Annotated in this window: 13 protein-coding genes; 7 read left to right on the top strand and 6 right to left on the bottom strand. The window is 62.4% G+C overall.

The window, feature by feature from the left end; all coding sequences use genetic code 11:
• Positions 1 to 3,078 (top strand): efflux RND transporter permease subunit, encoded by a 3,078-nt coding sequence (locus Q0C17_RS04065; RefSeq protein WP_291201697.1) that lies wholly within the window; start codon positions 1 to 3, stop codon positions 3,076 to 3,078.
• 12 nt (positions 3,079 to 3,090) lie between these two features.
• On the opposite strand, the gene Q0C17_RS04070 is transcribed toward Q0C17_RS04065, so the two are convergent.
• The 3 genes from Q0C17_RS04070 to Q0C17_RS04080 all read right to left on the bottom strand — a co-directional run bounded on the left by Q0C17_RS04070 (position 3,091) and on the right by Q0C17_RS04080 (position 6,589).
• Complete coding sequence (locus Q0C17_RS04070; RefSeq protein WP_291201700.1) at positions 3,091 to 4,725, bottom strand: NAD(P)/FAD-dependent oxidoreductase; 1,635 nt, start codon at positions 4,723 to 4,725, stop codon at positions 3,091 to 3,093.
• A 610-nt stretch (positions 4,726 to 5,335) separates the two neighbouring features.
• Positions 5,336 to 6,223 carry an OmpA family protein gene (locus Q0C17_RS04075; protein WP_291201703.1) on the bottom strand — a complete coding sequence of 296 codons (888 nt, stop codon included), beginning with the start codon at positions 6,221 to 6,223 and terminating at the stop codon, positions 5,336 to 5,338.
• Between the two features lie 12 nt (positions 6,224 to 6,235).
• Positions 6,236 to 6,589: a hypothetical protein gene (locus Q0C17_RS04080; protein WP_291201706.1), complete on the bottom strand. Its 354-nt coding sequence runs from the start codon at positions 6,587 to 6,589 to the stop codon at positions 6,236 to 6,238.
• Positions 6,590 to 6,771: 182 nt separating this feature from the next.
• Here Q0C17_RS04080 and Q0C17_RS04085 point away from each other — a divergent pair, with 182 nt between their 5' ends.
• Together Q0C17_RS04085 and Q0C17_RS04090 are read left to right on the top strand one after the other, a co-directional pair.
• Positions 6,772 to 7,587 carry a DUF4344 domain-containing metallopeptidase gene (locus Q0C17_RS04085; RefSeq protein ID WP_291201709.1) on the top strand — a complete coding sequence of 272 codons (816 nt, stop codon included), beginning with the start codon at positions 6,772 to 6,774 and terminating at the stop codon, positions 7,585 to 7,587.
• A 94-nt stretch (positions 7,588 to 7,681) separates the two neighbouring features.
• Positions 7,682 to 8,101, top strand: coding sequence for a hypothetical protein (locus tag Q0C17_RS04090; protein ID WP_291201712.1), 420 nt, complete (start codon positions 7,682 to 7,684; stop codon positions 8,099 to 8,101).
• A 21-nt stretch (positions 8,102 to 8,122) separates the two neighbouring features.
• Here the strand turns inward: Q0C17_RS04090 and Q0C17_RS04095 are convergent, their stop codons facing one another.
• The 3 genes from Q0C17_RS04095 to Q0C17_RS04105 form a co-directional block, all read right to left on the bottom strand.
• Entirely contained in the window at positions 8,123 to 11,047 is a 2,925-nt protein-coding gene (locus tag Q0C17_RS04095) for a TIR domain-containing protein (protein ID WP_291201715.1), read from the bottom strand.
• 127 nt (positions 11,048 to 11,174) lie between these two features.
• A complete protein-coding gene (locus Q0C17_RS04100; RefSeq protein WP_291201718.1) occupies positions 11,175 to 12,563 on the bottom strand; it encodes an MFS transporter in 1,389 nt (462 codons plus the stop codon).
• Positions 12,560 to 15,058 (bottom strand): glycoside hydrolase family 3 C-terminal domain-containing protein, encoded by a 2,499-nt coding sequence (locus Q0C17_RS04105; RefSeq protein WP_291201722.1) that lies wholly within the window; start codon positions 15,056 to 15,058, stop codon positions 12,560 to 12,562. The genes Q0C17_RS04100 and Q0C17_RS04105 overlap by 4 nt, the downstream gene beginning before the upstream one ends.
• Before the next feature lie 131 nt (positions 15,059 to 15,189).
• On the opposite strand from Q0C17_RS04105, the gene Q0C17_RS04110 reads away from it, so the two are divergent.
• The 4 genes from Q0C17_RS04110 to Q0C17_RS04125 all read left to right on the top strand — a co-directional run bounded on the left by Q0C17_RS04110 (position 15,190) and on the right by Q0C17_RS04125 (position 22,111).
• Entirely contained in the window at positions 15,190 to 15,900 is a 711-nt protein-coding gene (locus Q0C17_RS04110; protein ID WP_291201725.1) for a TetR/AcrR family transcriptional regulator, read from the top strand.
• 104 nt (positions 15,901 to 16,004) lie between these two features.
• Positions 16,005 to 18,338, top strand: a complete 2,334-nt coding sequence (locus Q0C17_RS04115) for a TonB-dependent receptor (RefSeq protein ID WP_291201728.1) — start codon at positions 16,005 to 16,007, stop codon at positions 18,336 to 18,338.
• Positions 18,339 to 18,414: 76 nt separating this feature from the next.
• Entirely contained in the window at positions 18,415 to 19,800 is a 1,386-nt protein-coding gene (locus tag Q0C17_RS04120) for a sulfatase (RefSeq protein ID WP_291201731.1), read from the top strand.
• Positions 19,801 to 19,921: 121 nt separating this feature from the next.
• The gene (locus tag Q0C17_RS04125; RefSeq protein WP_291201732.1) at positions 19,922 to 22,111 is read left to right on the top strand and encodes a TonB-dependent receptor; all 2,190 of its coding nucleotides are present in this window, start codon (positions 19,922 to 19,924) and stop codon (positions 22,109 to 22,111) included.
• The last annotated feature ends 327 nt before the right edge of the window (positions 22,112 to 22,438 follow it).

Below are 22,438 nucleotides of genomic sequence, written 5' to 3' on the forward strand. Positions count from 1 at the left end.
ATGCAGCACATCGTCCGCTTCTTTGTCGACCGCTGGCAATTCTCGCTGGTGCTGTTCGCGATGCTCGTTGCCCTCGGCGCGAGTGCGATGATTTCCATTCCGAAGTCCGAAGACCCGACCGTGCGGTTTCCGCTCGCGGGTGTGACAGTCGTATTGCCAGGCGCCGATGCTGAGCAGATCGAGAAGCTGATTGTCATACCGCTGGAGCAGGCCTTCAACCGGATTGAAGACGTGAAGGAAGTACGCTCGAGCGCGACATCCGGCGTCGGAAGCGTAACGGTCGAGTTCACCTATGGCTCAGATCCGGAACGCAAGTACGATGAACTGGTCCGTGAGCTGAATGTCGCGCGGCCGGATTTCCCAACAGGCGTCGTGGATGTGCGCACGTTCAAGGCCAACACCGCGAACGCTAACGTCGTTGTTCTCGCACTCGTCAGCGAAACAGCGCCGGCCAGGCAGCTTGAAGCCGCCGCGCGCGACCTGCGCGATATGCTGGAGCGGGCTGGCGGTGTGCAGCAGTCACAGATCTGGGGCGCGCCGGAATCGGAAGTGCGCATCTCACTCGATCTCGACCGGCTCTCAAACTTCCAGTTGTCGCCGCTCGTGGTGGCCGACGCGCTCCAGCGCGAAGGGGCCGACGTTCCGATCGGGGCGGTCGAGTCCGGCGGCCGACGGTTCAACGTGACGGCCACAGGCCCGTTCGACAGCCTCGACGAAATCAGGAACACGGTACTGCGGTCAGCAGGGGGAAGTACTCTCACCGTCGGGGATGTCGCCAAGGTCGAATGGGACAATGACGAGCCCCGCCATTTTACCCGGTATAACGGCGAGCGTGCCGTGCTCGTCAGCGCCAAGGGCAAACTTGGCGTCGATGTGTTCGTCGTGCGCAATAATCTCTACAAGCAGATCGAAGCCTATCGCAGCAGCCTGCCGGAAGGCATCCGGCTGGAGACGGGATTCGACCAGTCGAAGACCGTCGCCTACCGTCTGACCAGCCTCGGCCGGGATTTCTTGATCGCCGTATTCCTGGTGCTGCTGACGCTCCTGCCGCTCGGGTTTCGCGCAGCCCTTGTGGTAATGATGGCAATCCCGCTTTCGCTCGCTATTGGCGTGTTCTGGATCGGCCAACTGGGCTTTACGATGAACCAGTTGTCGATCTCTGGCTTCGTCATCGCGCTTGGACTTCTGGTCGACGATTCGATTGTGGTGACTGAGAACATTGCGCGACACCTGCGAGATGGCTTGCCGAGACGGGAAGCGGCGATCGCCGGCGTATCGGAGATCAACGTTGCGGTAATCGGTTGTACGGCGACGCTGATCTTCGCCTTCCTGCCGCTGATTGCCTTGCCGGAAGGCGCTGGCGATTTCACGCGCTCACTGCCGGTCGCCGTGCTGACGACCATTATCGCGTCACTGATCGTATCTTTGACGATCATTCCGTTTCTGGCCAGTCGCCTGTTGCCGCGCGAAGGGCATGGAAAATCCAACGTCTTCCTGGACACCGTCATGGGCGGGATTCACGGGGTCTATCGCCCCATCCTGCGCGTGGCGCTCCGCTTCCCGGTTTCAACGGTCGTTGTTTCGCTGGCGATTGCGCTGTCGTCTTTTGCGCTTGTGCCGCGCCTTGGCTTCTCGCTGTTTCCGGAGAACGACAGCCCATACTTCATGATCGATGTGGAGCTGCCGCAAGGCGTTTCCATCGAAGAGACGGACAAGGCCGTGCGATTTGTCGAGAGCGTGCTGGAGAAGCGCGAAGACATAGCCTTCCGGTTCGCCAACAGCGGGTCGAGCAATCCGCAGGTGTACTACAACGTATTCGAGACAATTGGAGTTGCAGACTACGGTCAGGTCTATGGCGCCTTCAAACATTGGCATCCGGAGGAAAGCCCGGCAGTCGTCACGGCAATCCGCGCCGAACTCTCCAAATATCCGGCCGCCAAGCTGACCTTCCGCCGGTTCGAGAATGGGCCGCCCGTCGAAGCGCCGATTGCCGTTCGCATCTGGGGCAAGGACAACGAAACGCTGAGCCAGATTGCCCGGGATGTCGAACTCATCCTGCGCAACACGGCGGGGACGCGCGATGTGTCAAACCCGTCCTCGGCACGCCAGATAGATCTTGAACTCGACGTCGACACGGCAAAGGCCGCGCTACTCGGAATTGCGCCCGGCTCGATCGACCAGACGCTGCGCATAGCCGTTGGCGGCGCCACCGTTGCCCAGGTTCGTGATCCGACCGGCGAAGCCTATCCCATCCGCCTGCGGATGGATGCCGGCTCACCGCCGGACGCCGATGCCCTGAAGCGAATGTACCTGTGGACGGCGCAAGGCGGCGGCGTGCCGTTGTCGGAGGTCGCGACGGTCTCATTTGCATCCGGCCCAACAGTGGTCAACCGCGTGCAACAGGAGCGGGTGGTCACCGTACTTTCCTATGTGCTGCCGGACTATCTTGCGGCGGATGTCACCGCCGATGTCGCGTCCAAGATCAAAGCCATCAACCTGCCGCCCGGCTACCGCATTACCTTCGGCGGACAGGCTGAAGCGGCGAGCGAAAGCTTCTCGGGCCTTGGCGCGGCGGTGCTGATCGCGCTGTTCGGTGTGCTTGCCGTGCTGCTCCTCGAGTTTGGGAGCTTCGCCCAGATGGCTGTGGTCGCCTTCGTGATCCCGTTCGGTGTAATGGGGGGCTTTGTGGCGCTCTATATCGCGCAATATCCACTCTCGTTCATCGCGATGATCGGCTTCATTGCGCTCATAGGAATCGAGATCAAGAACTCGATTCTGCTTGTTGATTTTGCCAACCGGCTAAGGCGCGAAGGCGTGCCGTTGCGCGAGGCTGTCGTTCAGGCGGGCGAAATCCGCTTCCTGCCGGTGCTTCTGACAAGCGCCACCGCCATTGGCGGCATGATCCCGCTGGTGTGGGAGCAATCTCCGCTCTATTCGCCGCTTGCTGTTGTGATCATCGGCGGCCTGGTCAGCTCGACCATCCTTGCCCGGATTGTTACACCGGCAATGTACATGCTCCTGACCCCAAAAGAATTTGCTGAGCCGGAAGCTGAAAACGAAGCCGCCGAGGCCTACTGACCTATCGCAGCATCAGGATTGATGGACGGGTTCGTTCGCCATTGCACGGGCGACCGCTTCGGCGACCTTGATACCGTCGACCGCTGCAGAGAGAATGCCCCCGGCGTAACCGGCGCCTTCACCGGCTGGGTAGAGCCCGCGCACGTTCACGCTCTGGAAATTTGCGCCCCGTCTAATCCGGATGGGCGCGGAGGTGCGGGTCTCGACGCCTGTCAGCAGGGCGTCCGGATCGTCATAGCGGGGGATCTTGCGTCCGAACACGGGCAGGGCCTCGCGCATGGCCTCAATCACATAATCCGGCATAAGCGGCGCGAGATCAGTCGCGCGAACCCCGGGCCGATAGCTGGGTATGACCGGGCCGAGCGACGCAGAGGGGCTGCCCGCCAGAAAGTCACCCACGCGCTGACCCGGCGCAAAGTAGTCGCGGCCACCCGCATTGAATGCGCGGCTCTCGAGGTCTCGCTGCAGCTCGATTCCGGCGAGAGGGTGGTCGCTGGGGTAGTCGGCGGGCGAAATGCCGACCACAAAGCCTGCATTGGCGTTGCGCTCGTTGCGTGAGTACTGGCTCATGCCGTTGGTCACGAGGCGGCCCGGTTCCGACGCGGCCGCGACGACCGTGCCGCCCGGACACATGCAGAAGCTGTAGACGGTCCGCCCATTGGAGCAGTGATGCGACAAGGAATAGGCCGCTGCGCCGAGATCAGGATGGCCGGCGCAGGCGCCGAACATGGCCATATCTATCCATGACTGGGGATGCTCGATCCTGAAGCCGATCGAGAAAGGCTTGGCTTCGATATGGACGCCCCGGTCGAACAAGGCGTGGAACGTGTCGCGTGAAGAGTGCCCGACCGCCAACACGACGTGATCGGCTTCCAGGAAATCCCCGGTATGAAGGTGCACGCCCCGGATGCGCTGGCCGCCCTCGGCCGAGCGGTCCAGTTCAACATCTGTAACGCGCTGCCGGAACCGGTACTCGCCGCCCAGGCCCTCGATCTTCGCACGCAGGCTTTCGACCATCGTGACCAGCCGGAACGTGCCGATATGCGGGTGCGCCTCGGTCAGGATTTCCGCCGGCGCGCCGGCGGCAACGAACTCGTTCAGCACCTTGCGGCTGAGGAAGCGCGGATCCTTGATCTGGCTGTAAAGCTTGCCGTCTGAAAAGGTTCCGGCGCCGCCTTCACCGAACTGGACGTTCGACTCCGGGTTCAGCTCGCTTCGCCGCCACAGGCCCCAGGTGTCTTTCGTCCTTTCGCGCACGACCTTGCCGCGGTCCAGGATGATGGGGCGCAGGCCCATTTCGGCGAGGATCAAGCCGGCGAAAAGGCCGCAGGGCCCTGCGCCAATGATCACAGGGCGCAGGCGGCGCGGCGCCTCCGGTCCGGATGGTGGGTGATAGGCCGTATCGGGGGTAGGGATGACGTGCGGATCACCCGCCAGGCGCTGCCGGACCGCCGCTTCGCCGCGCACCGCAACATCAACGATGTAGACTTTCAGGATCGCCGATTTTCGCCGCGCGTCGTGCGCCCGCTTCCAAACTGACCATTGAATGAGGTCATCCAGGTCGACGCCGAGACGCTTCGCTATCGCTGCAGGAAGGTCCGCAGGCGCGTGATCCAAAAGCAGTTTAAGTTCGGATATCCGTAGCATCGGCGCCCCTTTAGCACCTCAGACGGCGTCTTGCACCCGTCCCGCGCCGCGCCAGATGCGATCAGACGTTTGCGCCCGCGTCGATCATTTTGCGCAATGTGGCAAGGTGATCAGCTTCGACGGCGGGCTTGTCCCGGCGTATCCGGCTGATGCGGGGGAACCGCATGGCCAGTCCGGACCGGCGCCGCCGCCTGGGGGTGTGCCATACCGCAGCGCGACAATCTCCCGTGTTACGGCCGTTGCCCATACTTCGCTGCGCCCCCCGCGCGCATGAACGGCCTGCCCGTGTGTGACCCGCGCCCTTGAGACGGCGATCGACAGATCGATCCAACAGTCTGCCGTCGGCAGATGGATGCCCTGAGCTTCTGCCTTGATCCGGCCAGCATGTCTGACTTTCCTCTGCCGCCGGAGTCTGATCCTGCCCGGCAGTCGACCTGAACCCCGCTTGCGGGCGGTTCGGCTCCTGACTTTGAAGCTAGGGGGAATTGATGCGGAGAGCAGACATCTGCGGGATTTCAATGCAATTGCGGCCAGCGAATGCCATTTTCAGGCAATACTGGCCGCAAGCTCTGAACGGGCACCCTACCGGCCGGTGCCGGCAGATGATCGGTTAGTCGAGGATGGTCACTTCAACACGGCGATTGATGGCGCGGCCGGCCGCCGTCGCATTTGAGGATACCGGCACGCTTTCGCCCAGACCGATGCTGACAATGCGGTCAGCGTCAACGCCGGTCGACGTCAGGTAGGATCCGACCGACTGTGCACGCCGGGCGGACAGGTCCTGATTGTAGGCGTCTGCGCCCTGGGAGTCGGTGTGCCCTGCAATCTGGATGCGGGCCTCGGGCTGTTTCGCCAGGAACGAAGCGAGCGGGGCGAGGCGGCCCTGCGCGCCCGATGTTAGGACGGCGGACCCCGAAGCGAACTGCAGGTCTCGCATGATCAGTGTGACACCAAGGTCCGTTTTTGTCTGCTCGTATCCCGCGAGTTCTGCGGCGAGGGCTGCGGCTCGCGCTTCGGCGGCAAGGCGCGCGGCCTCGGACACGGCGGTGTCGGCAACCGCCCCTGCGGCGACTGCCTCGGAGCGGTCTGCTCGGTTCTCTGCAACCGCAGTCGCCGCTTCGGCGGCGGCCACTTCACGCATCCGGGCCTGCGAGACGACTTCTGCACGTTCCGTATCCAGCGCTTCGATCCGGGCATTGGCACTGCGTTGGAGCCCGCGTGTTTCAGCGAGTTCGACATAGCCTTCGCCCATGCGGATATTGTGCGTGTACGCATCTTCCTTGCCGCGCATGTAGTAGTCGCGGGCGGCGGCAAGGGATGTATCCGCCTTCTCGATGGCCGAGCGGCCCGATTCCATCATTGCCGGGTTGGATTTGGCTTGCTGAAGCGAAGCTTCGGCGGCCAAAAGCCTTGGGCTGGCGTCCGGCGTAGAGGCGCAAGCGCCAAGGGCGGCTACGAGAGCGACAAGGCCCGCGGTCTTTCTGAGTGCATGTTTCATCTTGATGGCTTCCTATGAGTTCAGTTCGCGGCGCAGTGTGGCGATCCCGGTCTCGATTTCCGAGACGGTACGCTCAAGAGCCTGCAGTTTGATTTTTTCCTGGACGATATCGGCCTGGAGTGAGGCTTCTGCCGATCGCCAGAGCGATGTTTGGTCCTTGTTCTTGTCTTCGGCGGTGCGCGCTTCGCTGAGGCGGAGTTGTGCCTCCTGGAAGTTAATCGGCGCCGCAGAAGAGGCATCCGCAGTGTTCAGGGCGCCCACTTGGGCTTCGGTGCGGATCAGTTCATCCCGCGCTGGTTCAGCAAATGCTGCCGGCGCAGCAACCAGTAGCGCGCCCCAAAGGGCGGCTGCGACAATCGTTTTCATGGGGATCTCCTTGGCCGCTCCGGGAAGGAGCCTGGCCCATATCACCCTAACGGGGCCGGCCACTGAAAGTTCCGTCGTCGCAAAAATACAAGTCCAGGCAGGCGCTATCGTCAGGCAGTTCGGTATCTTCTCCTGCCTTTGAAGACGGGGTATGGTACTCGCTCGATCAGGGGAGCACGATTGTGCGGTATCTGCGGTGGTTGGTCAGTGCGGCGTTCTTTTCCGCCATGGTTTCTGCGCCGGTTCAGGCGCAGGGACAGGATGCTGAGACAGAAGCTTTTGTTCGCGGATTTGTGCGCTTCCTTGCCTATCATGAGGCGGGCCACATGCTTATGGGTCAGATCGCTGACCTGAATAGCCGTCCGGACTGGACGGCGACTGACAGGGAGGATTATGCAGACCGGTTTGCGATGATCCTGCTTGCTCCCGATGCGGATGATCCGGACGGTGTGGACGAGATCATCAGTGCGGCGGGAGGCTGGCTGCAGGTTGATAGCTCGATTGTCCGCAACGAGCCGCATGCGCCCGCCGAAGTGCGTGCCCTCGAAATCATCTGCCTGCTCTACGGCAGCAATCCTTCTGCCTTCAGTGGCTTTGCCGAATATGTTCCGGAGGGACGAGATTGCCCTGCAGACTACAAGCTTATCGAGACGGATATCGAAGAAGTCTTCCGCGACTATAGTGGTGAAACGGGACGCGAGATCGACATTGTGTATGCCGCGCCGACTGGCGGCATGGAGGCCGCCCAGCGGTTCCTTCAGGACAGCGGTATCGTCGAGGATCTAAAGTCTGATATCGAGTTCGACTTCTATCTGACGCATCGTACGACCATCCAGGCGATGAGCTGTACTGGCAGAGCAAAGCCGGACACTTTCTATTCGGACCGCGTCCGGGGGGCCACGCCGGAGCAGGATCACTTCGTGATCACGCTCTGCTACGAGATGATTGATGCCCGGCTCAAGTACGGCTTGCGGGGATTAGAAGACGACGCGCAGTAGCTCGGGCGCTGATCTGGCGCCGTCTGCAAAATTGAATGTTCTTGTTCCCGGGTCAGGAGTAAGAATCTCGGCAATAGTGGGAGGAAATGCACCAATGCGACTGAAAAATAGATCACTTATTTCGGCATCGATGATTCTGGGTGCGGCGATGACGTCGGCGGTTTTCCCTGCAGCGTTTGCGCAGGGAACGGACATTGTCGAAGCTGAAGAGGCGGCCGAAATCGTTGAAGAAGCAGAAGCTTGCGCTGAAGGCGAAGACTGCGCGGACGCTCCCGCTGAGGCGGATGAAGTCGTTGTTGACGAAGACGTCGCGGCAGCGCCGGAGGCCGAAGCCGTTGTTGATGCGGCGCCGGTAGCAGCTGCGCCTGAAGCCGAAGCCGTTGCTGAGGCAGCGCCGGCGGCAGCTGCGCCCGAAGCCGACGCGCAGAGCGGCGTGGTCCTGGCAGCTCCCGGTTCGACAGATGAAAGCGACCCGGGCGGTTCGACCCGTCCCGGTACACGGCCCGACGACTAGTCGGCGGGGTTCCCGCGACCACTACTGCGGGGTCGCGGGCGCGATCCCTGCAGCTTGATTGAGTTGCGAGACGGATGGGGCACGGTCAACACGGCGGCAGACATCGCGCGTAGGATCCGGCCATTCGGCCTGGAGCAGCGGATCTGTTCCGATCTCAAGGTCTGAAAAGCGACGGCTACCGGCCGACAATAACCGTGTGCAGGCATCTGCGGCGAGGTCGCCCCAGCCTTGTGTCTGGCGGGCGATGTCCCACAAACGGATTTGCCCGTCGCTGCTGGCGAGTACGATCCGGCGGCCATCCGCGGAGAACGTCGCGCTGCGCACATCGCTGCCAAAGGCAGGTAGGGTGGACAGGAGGCGGCCCGATACCGTGTCCCAGATGTTGGCTGTCTGATCGAGGTGGGCTGTCGCGATGCGGGTCCCGTCCGGAGAGAACTGGACGCCGAACACGCGCCCCCGCGAGGCACTCAGTGTCGTGATGACCCGTTGCTCGTTCAGGTCCCAGATGCGCGCGGTTCCATCATCACTTCCCGTCAGGATTCGGTTTCCGTCTGGCGAGAACACGGCAGAGCTGACACTTCCGGTATGGCCTTGCAACTGGCTGACGGGTGATCCGTCGGCGGATGTCCAGATCCGTGCGGTTCGGTCATGACCCGCCGTCACGATCCGTTTGCCGTCGGCCGAGAACTCAGCGCCCCGAACGGCGTCCTCATGGCCGGTAAGTGTCGTCAGGAGCGCGCCGCCGGATGCATTCCAGACTTTAGCCGTCCCGTCAGAGCTTGCGGTGACGATCCGGTCTCCCTGCCTGGAATAGGACGCACTGTTTACGGCCCCCTCATGGCCTGTAAGCCGCGCCAGGATAGCTCCGGTGCGCCAGTCCCAGATCAGACTTGTCGCATCTTCGCCTGCCGTCACCACATGCATGCCATCGGGTGAGAAGGCTACGCCTGACACGCTCCCGGCATGCTCTGACAACACGGCCACCCGCTCGCCGCGCGCGGTATCCCAGACCTGCACCTGGCCATCCTGTGTCGCCGAGACAAGGTGCGTGCCGTCTCGCGAAAGTTCGGCAAAGGAGACATCATCGCCACCTGCCACGATCGTTGCCAGCAAACGTCCCTTGGTCTCCCATATCTTGGCGGTATCATCATCACTGGCGGTGACGATCTGCGTGCCGTCCGGGGAGAAGCTGGCCATCCTGATGCGGTCACCGTGACCAAGAAGCGTGCGTACCAGTTCACCGCTTTCAGCGTTCCAGAGCTTGGCCGTGGAATCGTTGCTGATCGTAACCAGCATTTCACCGTCATCTGAAAAGCGAATGCTCCGCACAGTCCCGGCATGCCCGCGCAGGTAATGCTTCAGCCGGCCAGTGCGGGCGTCCCAGAGGCTTGCCGAAGAATCGCCGCTGGCCGCCGCTACGGATCGTCCATCCGGAGAAAAGACAGCATTGAGGATTGTATCGGAATGCCCCTCAAGCGTTGACTGGAGGCGTCCGCTTTCAGCTGTCCAGATGCGTGCGGTCTGGTCGAAACTCGCCGTGACAATCCGGGCGCCATCCGCGGAATAGGAGGCGCTGAAGACAGGTCCTGTGTGCCCCGATAGCTTGCGGAGCAACCGGCCACCCTCCGCGCTCCAGATACGGGCGATTCCGTCTTCATGCGCTGTCAGGATACGGGTCTCGTCAGGAGAAAACTCGGCCGTCCAGACCGGTTCACCGGGTTCGCCAAACTGCTGAAGCTGTTCGCCCGACCCGGCGTCCCAAAGCCGGGCTGTACCATCGCGGCTGCTGGTCAGGAGCCGATTGCCGTCATCCGAGAAGCGGATCGTCTGGAGCGGATCTTGATGGCCTTCCAGCCGGACGCGTTCAGAAAGTGTGGACATGTCCCAGATGATCGCGGTGGCGTCATGGCTCGCTGTGGCAAGCCAGGCGCCGTCGCGGGAAAACGTTGCCGCGCTGACCCGGCCATCATGGCCATTCAATACGCCGATCAACGCGCCCGTACCCGCGTCCCATACTTTCGCGGTCCCGTCATCACTCGTGGTCACCACACGTTTGCCGTTCGGAGAAAAACCGGCGCTGAACACGTCGCCTGCGTGCAGAAGCGGCGGCAGGGTTTCGCCCGCTTCGAACATCACGGCGCTGAGCACGGCATGGTAGCTGTTCGCATTTTTCTCGGAGAGCTCTCTGCCCGACAGCGCGTAGCGCGCGGCTGCCTGGACGTTCCGGCTTTCGAGGCTCTGCCAGGCGCGCTCGGCAAAGAAGGCCGCAAGGTTGTCATGAGCGTCCCGTGCATTTTGCCGGGCTTGCAGGCCCAGAATAATGGCGGCTGTGGCCAGCAGGCCGAAAACCGAGCTGAGCGCAGCCAAGCCGAAAAGCCATGTGCGTTGGCGTAGTTCCTGCCGGCGGCGGTCACGCTGCCAAAGGTCATCAAAGTCGACACCGAGCAGTCCAGCTGCAAGCCGCGCCACCGCGCGATCGCGCCCGTCCTTCCTGACATCAAGGCCGAGCGGTTCGATGGGTAGCGCCAAAGGATCTGCGGGGTGGTGAGACCTTCGGAAGGCAGCAGGAAAGCACTCCGTATCCGGATCGCCGGAGTTCGGGACACCGTCGATGATGAAGGCAAATACGCGGCGCGGTTCGCCGCCGCGCCGGAACCGTTCAATCTCCGCCGCCACCCATTCGGACTTTGCCGAACGCGGCGAACAGATAACGATCATGCTTTCGGAATCGTCGATGGACCTTTCCACGATCTGCGCAATATCCGAGGCAGCGGCCATCTCCTCGTCATCGCGGAAAAAGCGCCCGAGGCGTTCGCCTGCCGACAGTCCGCTCGTCCCCGGTGGAATGCGGTAGTTTTCCAACCAGCCGTGCAGGCGCTTTCCCCAGACCTGGTCCTGCTGGGAATAGCTGATGAAGGCGCGATAGGTCTTCGCCTGGCCTGTCATGTGGTCTGCAAATCTTGTCCCGTCCCGCCCCGGAGAACCCTAGTCGGACCGGCGGGGTTAGTCGAGGCATTGCAGGGGCAAGGTCTGCGTCAGTTTCGCGCCGGGCTACCGAGCAGTCATTTCCAGTTTAGCTTCCGGCGCCGATCTGCGCCGCCTTGCGATCGTTGATCCGGTCAACCATCGTCGCATGCATCGACCTGTCCAGCTTGTAGCCGCGCAGGATCACGAGGATCGCAACGCACCCAGCCCCGGGCACAAGCGCCATGATGGCCTTCATCCCCAGCAGGGTGCCTTCACTCTGCACTGCGTTCGCTTCAAAGCCGGATACCTGCAGCAAGAGGCCGAGCAGGGCCGCGTTGATGCCGACCGCAGCCTTCTGCGCAAACGTGGCAAAGCCGAATGTCTTCGCTTCGGCGCGTATGCCGGTGACCGCTTCGCCGTACTCCACTGTGTCCGGCAGCATCGCCCAGAACATGACCGCCAGTGCCGATCCGCCGATCCCGGTTGCGAGAATGGCTGCCATTGCGACCGGCACATTCTGCGAAGGATTGAGAAAGAATACGAGGTAGCCGACAAGCGCGATGGCCGAGCCGAGGCCCAATGCGTCGCGTTTTGAGCGAACTTTCGAGACCCAGACCCAGAATGGCGTCGTCAGGATCAGCAGGATCGCCGGCAAAACAAGCGCCGGAGTAACAAGATCCGGCCGCTGCATGTCATACTTGAAGTGATACAGCACATTCTTGCCAAACATGCCGAGACAGATCGATCCGATGACAATGATCGCAAACACGCGGATCAGCGGGGGATTCTTCAGGAACATCGGCAGGACGCTGCCGAGGTCAGACAGAAAGGGTACTTTCCCCGGCCCGGCGTCTGTCTCCTCCGGCTCGCGCATCGAGAAGAAGCAGAACAGAAGGCCAGCCAGCGTCAGGACGCCGGCGATGCAAGCCACGGTGAAGTAAGCTTCCAGTTCGCGGTTCGGACCGAAAGCGCCGACGATGACCGGGGTTAGGAACACGATGGCAAGCCCGCCGGAGGCTGCGCCGACCATGCGAAAGCCTGCCAGCACGCTGCGCTCGTCCGCATCCTGCGTCAGGCGCGCCTGCAGCGAGTTGAAGGGCATCGACACGATTGTGTATGTTGTCCGTAGCAGGACATGCGTGCCGAGTGCCCAGACCCATGGCTCGATCGGCAGGTTTCCGGGAGACGAGAACGCGAGCGGATAGGACAAGGCGAAGGGCAGGGCGCCGTAGAGGATCCACGGCCTGTAACGCCCCATGCGTGTACGCGTCCTATCTGCCAGCGTGGCCATGATCGGATCTGTTATCGCATCCCATACCATGGCGGTCAGGTAGATTGCGCCGGCAATCAAAGGCCCGATGCCCAGTACGTCCGTATAGAAGTACATCAGGAACATCGCCGTGCCTTGCCAGATAAGGACAAAGCCGAAGTCTCCGAGGCCGAAGCCTACCTTGCTCCGAAGTGGAACCTTCGTGGATGCCGTATTGCCGCTCATGCGCCGAGAACCAGTTCTGCCGAGAGGGGCAGGCTTCGCGACGAGGTGCCGGCATGGATCCTGTAGCGGCCGGGGATGATGGCCCACTCGTCTGCATCCGGATCGAACCAGGAGAATGCCCGGGCCGGCAGTTCAACGAAGATGGTGCATGAAGAACCGGGCGGCAGATTGACTTTTTCGAAACCGCGCAGCTGGCGAAGCGGCATCGCTTCTCTGGTGGCAAGGTCTTCGACATAGATCTGGACGGTCTCCGCCCCTTCAACATCGCTTTCGTTCTTGAGGTCAATCGACAGCTTTACGGTTTCGCCAACTTTGGCCGTTTCCGGAACATGGAGGTTGGACAGGGCGAACCGCGAATAGGAGAGCCCGTGGCCGAAGGCGAACAGGGGATCTATACCCATCTTGTCGTAGTACCGGTAACCGACGAACTGGCCTTCGCCATAGTCGGCCTGCATGTTGCCGGGATAGTGCAGGAAGGTCGGGTTGTCTTCGTATCGCTTCGGGAAGGAGACGGGTAGTTTGCCCGAAGGGTTCACCTTGCCGGACAGCACGTCCGCCAGCGCATGTCCGCCTTCCTGTCCCGGCATCCACATCTGGAGAATGGCGGGCACATCATCCGCCCACGGCATTTCAATCGGCGCGCCCGAGTTGATGACGACCACCGTGTTCGGATTGGCGGCAAGCACATCCCGCACGAGATTGTCCTGTCCCCGGCCGAGTTTCATGCTGGCGCGGTCAAGTCCCTCGGTTTCCGAGGTCGTGCCAGAACCCACGAAGACGATGGCCACGTCCGATGTCGCGGCGCTTTCGATGGCGGCATCGAGCGCTGGGGCAGGCTCCCGCATCGAAACGGAAAAGATGTTGAATGCCCGGATCGCGTGCTCGGTCGGCTGGCTGTAGCGGATGGAGATCGGGTAAGATCGCCCTGCTTCCAGTTCCATCCGCGCCCTGCGCAAATTCAGCGGCAGGATCATGAACAGCAGTTCGGACTTGCGGGGCGTCCCGTTGCCGACCAGCGTTTCGTTGCCGATGATGAGTTCGACATCCGGGTTGGAGTGCGACATGGCAAAGTCATGCACGCCGGAATGACGCGGCGTGATGAATCCGGTCCACTCCACACTAAACGAAAGGTCTTCGCTGGATTGCGCAACCGCGCCGAAGCCAAGCTTGTTGAACCGCCAGTCGGTCTCCTCGTGGACGGGCTTTCCGGCAAGGTTCGGCTTGTTGAAGTAGCGCGCTTTCAGGCCTTGTTCGCGGCTGCCGATCTCGGGCGACAACAGGCGGCCATCAATGACCGGCGGACGAGGCTCATGGTCGATGCCGCGCTCGAACACGAGTTCGACGCTGTCGCCGAGTGCCGCGCGCAGGCCTTCCAGCGGCGTGACGATCCGGTCCGGCGACACCTGGGAGCTGCCGCCTCCCTGTATCGCCGGACCATCCGCGATGGCACCGATGACGGCCACCCGTTTGACGCCGCGCAGGGGGAGGAGGCTGCGCTCGTTCTTTAAGAGGACTATGCTGTCTGCGGCGGCCTTGCGGGCAAGTTGCCTGTGTTCAGGCGTGGCGCGCGCGCCGCGCGATGATTTTGGATTGCCGTCGAGCAGGCCGCACCGGTCGAACAATCGCAGGAGACGGCGCACGTGTTCGTCGATGGTGGCCTGCGAAACGTCGCCGGCCTCCACGGCGGCGATCAGCGCCTGACCGAACTGGCGCGGCGGGCCTGGCATTTCGAGATCCAGGCCATTGTTGCATGCATCTGCGGTGGATTTCGTGCCGCCCCAGTCCGAGACGACCACGCCGTCATAGCCCCACTCGTCACGCAGCACGCGGTTCAGCAGGAAATCATTCTCGCAGGCGAACACGCCGTTCACACGGTTGTACGCGCCCATTACCGTCCAGGGCTTAGCGCGCCGGATGACGGGCTCGAAAGAGGAAAGGTAGATTTCTCTCAGTGCACGGATGGGCACGTTGGACGAACCGCGCATCCGCTCGTGTTCCTGATTGTTGGCGGCGTAGTGTTTCAGCGAAGTACCCACGCCTTGCGACTGGACGCCCTCCACGTACGCAATCCCGATTTCAGAGGAGAGCAGCGGGTCTTCCGAATAGCATTCGAAGTTGCGCCCGCCGAGCGGCGTGCGCTGGATGTTGACGGTCGGTGCGAGCAGCACATCAACGCCGTAAGCAATTGCTTCGCGCCCGATGGCGGAGCTCATGGACTGAACGAGTTGCCGGTCCCAGGTCGCCGCAAGCGCCACGCCGACCGGGAACACTGTGGCCGGATCGGAGTTGACAGAGCGCAGGCCCGTCGGGCCGTCAGAGACGGAAAGGTCCGGGATGCCCAGTCGCGGAATGCCGCCCACGTTCCAGAAATCCTTGCCAGACATCATCGAGACTTTTTCGGCCAGCGTCATCTGCGCCAGCAGCGACTCGATGCGATCGGATGCGGCCGTGGCCCCGCGGTTTCCGGCTGTGTGCTTGTCCTTGTCCTGACTCATCTGGCTCCCCGCTTCTCTGGTTTTGTCGATACTTTCCACATGGAAAGTTTTAATGCAATATGCCGAAAGCCTTGAAGACTTGAAGTTTTGAGGGTCTCTGGCGGCGACTGCTGGTTAAAGAGAAGGTCAGGATGTCCGATCCCCCCGCTTACAAGCAACCCGTTCGCCGTGCGCCGACCCAGGCGAGAGCGGAGGAGAGCCGCGCGCGCATTCTCGTTGCCGCCCGCAAGGCATTTGCCGAACGGGGATTCGAAGGCGCCAACATCCGCGACATCGCGGCCGAAGTCGGCATCACGCATACGCTCATCCGCTACCATTTCGGCAGCAAGGAGCAGCTCTGGAAAGATGTGGTGACCCACATGTACCAGGAGCTCGACAGGGCGATGAGCCGCGAAGTGATCGGCGAGCTCGACATGCAGACCAAGGACGGCATGCGCGACTACCTTAAGCATTACGTCCGCCATTGCGCCGCGCATCCCGAGCAGGCGCGCATCATGATTGCCGAGACCTTCAATGGCGGCGAGCGGCTGCAATGGATGATCTCCTACATCCGCAAGAGTCATCAGGCGCTCGCCCCGGTCGTGCAGAACCTGATGAAGATCGGCATCCTGCCTGAAGTTTGGCTGGTCTCGATGTTCTACGTGATCTCGACCGTTAGCCAGATGCCGTTCGTCCTCGCGAACACGATCAAGGGCCTCTACGGCGTGGACATGCGCTCCCAGGAGGCGATCGACGCCCATACGGACGCGGTAATTTCAATTCTGCTGCGCGAGCCATCGACCCACAAGGGCACGTGGCCAGAGCTGCCAGCTTGGACCCGGAAGCAGGAAAGCCAGAACTGATGTCTTTGCGCAACGGAAACTCATCGCGCCCTTGACAAACTTTCCATTTGGGTAATTTTCCGACCGGAAAGGCATGGGATGCCTTGCTCTGGGAGGATAAAAACATGCGGACAACGCAAACACTCGTACTCACCGTATCGGCATTGGCACTTGGCTGGAGTGGCTGCGCGGTCGCCCAGGAGGCTGATGCAGAGGCTGATGACCGCCGTCTCGGCACCGTCACCATCACCGCCCAGCGTGTCGAACAGAACTTGCAGGACGTGCCGATCTCGGTGACCGCCATCGGAGGCGCCGACCTCGAAGCGCGTCAGATCGACGGCTTCGACCAGCTGCAATACGTGGCACCCGGCATCTCGTTCAATGCCGGCGTTAACGCCCGCCAGTCCGCTACCACGATCCGCGGAATCGGCACCAGCCTCTTCAATATCGGCATCGAAGCCAGCTCCGCCATCGCGGTCGACGGCGTCGTGATGGGCCGTGAAGGCGCGGGCATCTTCGACTTCTCGGATGTCGAGCGCATCGAAGTGCTCCGCGGCCCGCAAGGCACACTGTTCGGCAAGAACGCCTCTGCCGGCGTGATATCGGTTGTCACCAAAGGTCCGACTGACGACTTCCAGGCCGATGTCAGCGCGAGCTACGGATCCTATGACGAGATCAACCTCACCGGCGCCATCTCCGGCCCGATCGCCAACGGCATCACGGGCCGCATTTCGGCCTACTCGAACAAGCGTGACGGCTACATCAAGAACGTCAATCCGAACGCCTCGCAGGACCGCCTGAACGAGCGCAACGAGCAGGGCGTGCGAGGCAAGCTCAAGTTCGAGATCTCGGATGATTCTGACCTGCTGCTCAGCGCTGACTACGTGCGGCGCGACCAGGCTTCCGGCGCGCTGACCTACCGCTCGATCTCCGCAGGCGGCCCCGGCACAGGCCTGCTCGGTTTCGGCGTGGCCGTCACCGGACCGGCAACCCTCGCGCTCGGCATCACGCCCGGCCCGGAAAACCTCTCGATCGGTTCGGAAGCGGAGTTCACCTCGGAAATGGATTCGTGGGGCCTGTCCTCCGAGTACACCCGGCCCCTCGGCGATCACGAATTCATCTCGCTGACGGCTTACCGCGAGTGGAACAGCGTTGATAACAACGACGCTGACCTCGTGCCGCTGCCAATGCTGTCGGTGAACTCGGGCGACCTCGCGCAGAACCAGTTCAGCCAGGAATTCCGCATCGACTCTCCGCGCGACCAGGCCCTGACGTACACGGTCGGCGCGTATTACTTCCAGCAGGAGATCGCACAGAATAATATTCAGGGCGGCACTGCCGGCCTGAACTTCCTCGGCGCCCTGCCGCCCGGCGCGCAAGTCGGTACCAAGCTCGAATCGAATGTCGAGGAGCTGAACTACGCGATCTTCGGCCAGGGCGAATATGCGCTCACGGACAAGTTCTCGCTGATCGCCGGCCTGCGTTTCCTGCAGTCCGAGATCGAGGGACAGCAGGTCAAGACCGTTGCACCGGGGTTCGTCGCGCCGTTTGCAGGCCAGTCGGTTTCGGCCGGCGTGCAGAGCGAACGCGATGATGACAGCGCGCTCGTCTGGCGCCTCGGCGGCCAGTACTTCCTCGATGACGAAACGAACCTCTTCGCCACCGTCACGCGGGGCTACAAGGCGTCCGGCGTCGTCACGGGCCTCACGGTCAGCCCTGTCCAGGGCAACACCCTGCCGCGCGTGAAGCCGGAAGTGCCGACCCAGTTCGAAGCCGGCATCCGCAAGACGTCGTATGACGGCAAGCTTGTAACGAACTTCACCGGCTTCTACTCACAGATAGACGACTTCCAGGCCCAGACCCTCGTGCCTGGCCCGTCGGGCACCGCCATCTTCAACGTGGCCAACGCCGGTAGCGTCGAAACCTACGGCTTCGAAGGCGAGATCACGGCCTTGCCGACCGACAACCTCACGCTCTCAACGGCCTTGGCCTACACCAACGCGACGTTTGACGAGTTCACCGGCGCGCCCTGCTTCACGCGGCAGACAGCCGCTCAGGGATGTACTGTTGTCTCCGGCCAGCGCCAGCAGGACCTCTCCAGCAAGACGCTCGCCAACTCGCCGGAATGGGTCATCAACGCGCTCGCGCGCTATGACTTCGACATCTCCGAAACGCTCGGCGGCTTTGCACAAGTCGGTGCTCAGTACCGGGATGAAGTCCAGTCCTCTATCACGAACGACCCGAATACCATCATCGACGCTTACACGCTCATTGATGCCCAGGTCGGCGTGAGCTTCTGGGACGACAGGGCCACCTTCACCGTCTTTGGGCGCAACCTCACCGACGAAAGCTTCGTGGAAGCCATCGTCGGCATGACGTTCGACACCGGCGGCTACGCGCAGTTCCTAACGCTCGAGGCCCAGCGCACCTGGGGCGCCAAGCTTAGCCTGCGCTATTAATTCAAGTCCTTCAAATAGCTCTGGCCGGTTTGACCGGAACCGGCCAGAGATTTCCTGACTGGCCAGCGAGGCACCCATGAAGAAGAAACCGACCTTGATCGCGTTCGCGCTCCTGCTGGCATTGGCTTCCTGCAAGACACCCGCCGAAACGCCCGCCGATACGGCGGCGAAAGCAGCGGACACCCGGCCGCCCAACATCGTCATCGTCATGGCCGACGACCTTGGCTGGGGCGACATTGGCGCCAACGGTGCCGGTCTCATCCGCACGCCTAACATTGACCGGGTCGGCGACGAAGGCGTGCGCCTCTCAACCTTCTACGCAGGTTCCAACGTCTGCTCGCCGTCTCGCGCAGCGTTGCTGACCGGCCGCTACCCGATCCGCTCAGGCATGCAGCATGTGATCATGCCGCATTCGCAGGACGGTCTTCCGAAAAGCGAAGTGACGCTGCCAGAACTTCTCAAGGAAGCAGGCTACGCTACCGGTATGGTCGGCAAATGGCACCTCGGACACACGGACGAGTTCTGGCCAACCGAGCATGGCTTCGATGAGTTCTACGGTGTTCCGTACTCGAACGACATGAGCCCTTTCGATCTCTATCATCACAAGGTGGTCGTGCAGACCCCAGCCGACCAAAAGGCGCTCACCGCGAACTATGCCAAGGCCGCCACCGCCTTCATCGAGGCGCACGCCGAAGAGCCCTTCTTTCTCTACTATGCCGAGACTTTCCCCCACATCCCGCTCTTCGTGCCGGATGAGGCGTCGGGCAAGTCGGAAGCGGGCCTATACGGCGATGTGGTTGAACATCTCGACCAAGGCATTGGTGTCCTGCTCGATGCGCTCGACAAGGCAGGCGTCGCTGACAACACCATTGTCATCATAACCTCCGACAACGGACCATGGTTCGAAGGCGATGCCGGCATGCTGCGCGACCGCAAGGGCGGGGCCCATGAGGGCAGCTTCCGCGTACCCTTCCTGGCGCGCTGGCCGAACCACATCCCGAAAGGCACTGTCTCGGATGCGATGACTATGAACATCGACCTTCTGCCAACGCTTGCAAAGCTGGCCGGTGCGAAGGTGCCGCAGGACCGCGTGATCGACGGCCGCGACATTACCGACGTGCTGCGCGGCAGCCAAGTGTCGCCGCACGACATGCTCTTCTTCTTCGACGGCAACAACATCTCTGCCGTGCGTGACGCGCGCTTCCGTCTCGTTCTGCAAACCTTCTATCGTACCTATGATGTGCCGCTGCAGTCGTTCGGCGTCCCGCTTTTGTTCGATCTGAAAGTCGATCCGCAGGAACGCTTCAGCTACCTGCGCGACCATCCCGAAATTGTTGCCAAGCTCACGGCCGCCGTGGAAGCGATGCGCACCGAAACCGCCAGCCTGAAGAAGGAGCCGATTAATCCCTTTCCACCAAAGGATGGTTCGCTCCCCGTCGGTCCACAGCTTCACGAACACTGACGCAGCGTCCGGAGCTGCCTAGCTTCCCCACAGGTGCGATTGCCTTTCCTGCGCCGCTCGCGCATTCAACCGCTCGCTGTTGAGGGAGTGGACTATGCATTTGGGCGCCGCAGTTTTCGGAATGGGTTCCGCCGTTGCTCTGGGCGCGGGCGGCTCCGCTGCTGCGCAGGCAATTGACCGGCTCGATGTGGTTGTCGTCACCGCTACCCGCCAGTCCCAGTCCGCGCGCGAACTGCCGCAAAGCGTCGCCGTGGTGTCAGGTGAGGCGCTGCGGAGGGCCGAAGGTGCAGAAGACGTTGTCATGCACCTTCCCGGTGTGCAGGCTGCGATCTCCAACGGCTCGCAGACTACGTTCCAGATCCGCGGCGTTGGCGCGGTCGACCATCAGGCGCTGACGCCGAGCGGCGCCGCCGTGAGCGTCGATGGTGTCTTCCTCGCGACGAACGTGCAGGCAAGCCTGCTTGCCTATGACCTCGACCGCGTCGAAGTGCTCAAGGGTCCGCAGGGCACGGTGCAGGGACGAAATGCCTCCAGCGGATCGATCAACTTCATAACCGCAAGGCCCACGGCGGAACCTGGAGCCTATGCGTCGGTGTCCTATGGAAGGTTCAACCGTCTGGACGTTCAGGCAGCTGCAAACAGACAGTTTCTGGACGGGGTAAGAGGCCGGATTGCTGGCCGTTACCTGAAGCAGGACGCCGCTCTCGAGAATATTGGCGGCCCGGATTCCGCTGGCGGCGAGCGCGACGAGTATGGCTTGCGCGGCGCGCTGGAGTTCGACCTTGCGCCCGCCACCACCTTACTGCTGCGCGCGCATTTCGAAGCCGACAACGGCGTAAACCCTGCGCCCCTCAATTCGGCCCTGTCCCTCGGGAAGCACAGGATCTCTGTGGGCGCCGACGGCGTTCAGGACACCAACAACGATTTCCACGGCGCCTCGGCGGAACTGACCACCGTACTCGGCGGCTGGGCGATCACCTCGCTGACGGCAGCGGAAGCTTTCCAGCAGCGCTACGGCTTCGATTTCGATGGCACCCCTGCCGCCACCGCCAACCTCTCCTATGACCGGGACTACCTGCAAGTCAGCCAGGAGCTCTACGGCCGGCGCGACTGGGCAGGTGGCTCGCTGCTGCTCGGCGCCTCACTGTCGGAAGATGATTTCACGCAGGATTACCTGATCTGGTGCGGCGATCTGAACCCGCTGACGCTCGTCGGCAGCTGCACCTATCCGGCGGCGCCCGGCCGTGTCGGCCCGGCGCCGGCCTCGTCCGCGCCGGCCGTCTCGCTGCTCACCCGGATCGAACAGGAGCGCCGCATGGGCGCCGTCTACGGGCTTGTTGATTTCGCCCTTGGCCCGCGCGCCACGGTCTCGATTGGCGCACGCCAGACCATCGAGCGCATCGAGGCCAGCGGCTTTGGCCAGCACATTTACAGCGACGGCGTGCGGGCCTTCAACAATCGCTCGGGTCTTGGCCCCGCCGTCGGCGGCAATGCGATCGACGAGGACGCGTTTACCGGCATGGCCGCGCTTCGCTACCGCCTCGGTGACGAGTCAGTCGTCTATGCGTCCTTCGGGCAGGGCTACAAGAGCGGGGGCTTCAACGGCGAAGTCGCCAACAACGTGACCCATTACCAGGACGAAGGTCTCTTCATTGCTGAAAAGGTCGATGCCTACGAGATTGGATACAAGGGCGCGCTGGCTGCTAGCCTGGCTGTGGAAGCGGCCGCGTTCTATCAGGACTATGCCCACCCGCAGGCGCGCATCTTTGTGCTCTTCCCGCTACCGGGCGGCGGGTCGATCACGTCGAACTCCCTGGCGAACCTGGATGCCGCCACCGTTCAGGGTATCGAGCTTTCTGCGGCCTGGTCGCCGCTACAAGGCCTCGATGTGCAGGGCGGTGTGGTCGCCATGGACACTGAGATCAGGCAGGGGGCGGACGCCTCCGGCGCCGCCAATGCCGCCACCTTCGACGGCAATCCCCTGCCTTTTGCCTCGGACGTATCGGCCACCCTCGGCATCCGCCGGGAATGGGCCGCCGGCGGAGACCGGCGCGCCTCGGTCGAGGTCAACGCCAAGTATCAGAGCGCCTACTATCTCGACCCGGAAGGCCGGGCAGACCGGCGTCAGGGCAGCATCACGCTGGTAGATGCCCGGGCGGCGCTGGACCTTGGCGGCGGTACCGAAGTGGCGATCTGGGGGCGAAACCTCACAAACGAGGACTACGCGCTCTCGGGCTACGGTTTCATTGGTTACGATACGTTCCGTTCGCAGCCTGCCACATGGGGCGTCAGCCTGCGCGTTTCGCGCTAGGTGAGGCGCCCGTAATTTCGTGCATCACGGGCGCCTTTGCCCTCATTCGGGCAGATGGGGCGAGTACGCCGCAAACTGCAGTTGCGGCGCGATTTCGGCCACAATGTCGCCGCATCGCTCGGTGAGTGACACGCCAGATAGGCGGTCAGTTTCAGCGCAGCATGCAACCTTTTGGGCCTTTCTGCATTGAACGGGGCCCCAGATTGGTGCGCCGCAGCATAAGAAGCTTGAGCAACGCTGGGCATAGGTATGTCAGGAGTTCGATTTGCGGCGTGATCGCAAAGCCTTTTACCGGGGGATCTGTGCTGCTGCGGCGGCGGCCTTCTG

Origin of the sequence: Hyphomonas sp. (assembly GCF_022844445.1) — a bacterium.
GTDB lineage: Bacteria > Pseudomonadota > Alphaproteobacteria > Caulobacterales > Hyphomonadaceae > Hyphomonas.

Bases quoted from the DNA above. Each gene is read 5' to 3' on its own strand.
- Q0C17_RS04115 (WP_291201728.1), top strand. From the start codon at position 16,005: ATGCGGACAACGCAAACACTCGTACTCACCGTATCGGCATTGGCACTT.
- Q0C17_RS04105 (WP_291201722.1), bottom strand. From the start codon at position 15,058: ATGAGTCAGGACAAGGACAAGCACACAGCCGGAAACCGCGGGGCCACG.
- Q0C17_RS04125 (WP_291201732.1), top strand. From the start codon at position 19,922: ATGGGTTCCGCCGTTGCTCTGGGCGCGGGCGGCTCCGCTGCTGCGCAG.
- Q0C17_RS04100 (WP_291201718.1), bottom strand. From the start codon at position 12,563: ATGAGCGGCAATACGGCATCCACGAAGGTTCCACTTCGGAGCAAGGTA.
- Q0C17_RS04080 (WP_291201706.1), bottom strand. From the start codon at position 6,589: ATGAAAACGATTGTCGCAGCCGCCCTTTGGGGCGCGCTACTGGTTGCT.
- Q0C17_RS04120 (WP_291201731.1), top strand. From the start codon at position 18,415: ATGAAGAAGAAACCGACCTTGATCGCGTTCGCGCTCCTGCTGGCATTG.
- Q0C17_RS04065 (WP_291201697.1), top strand. From the start codon at position 1: ATGCAGCACATCGTCCGCTTCTTTGTCGACCGCTGGCAATTCTCGCTG.
- Q0C17_RS04075 (WP_291201703.1), bottom strand. From the start codon at position 6,223: ATGAAACATGCACTCAGAAAGACCGCGGGCCTTGTCGCTCTCGTAGCC.
- Q0C17_RS04095 (WP_291201715.1), bottom strand. From the start codon at position 11,047: ATGACAGGCCAGGCGAAGACCTATCGCGCCTTCATCAGCTATTCCCAG.
- Q0C17_RS04090 (WP_291201712.1), top strand. From the start codon at position 7,682: ATGCGACTGAAAAATAGATCACTTATTTCGGCATCGATGATTCTGGGT.
- Q0C17_RS04110 (WP_291201725.1), top strand. From the start codon at position 15,190: ATGTCCGATCCCCCCGCTTACAAGCAACCCGTTCGCCGTGCGCCGACC.
- Q0C17_RS04070 (WP_291201700.1), bottom strand. From the start codon at position 4,725: ATGCTACGGATATCCGAACTTAAACTGCTTTTGGATCACGCGCCTGCG.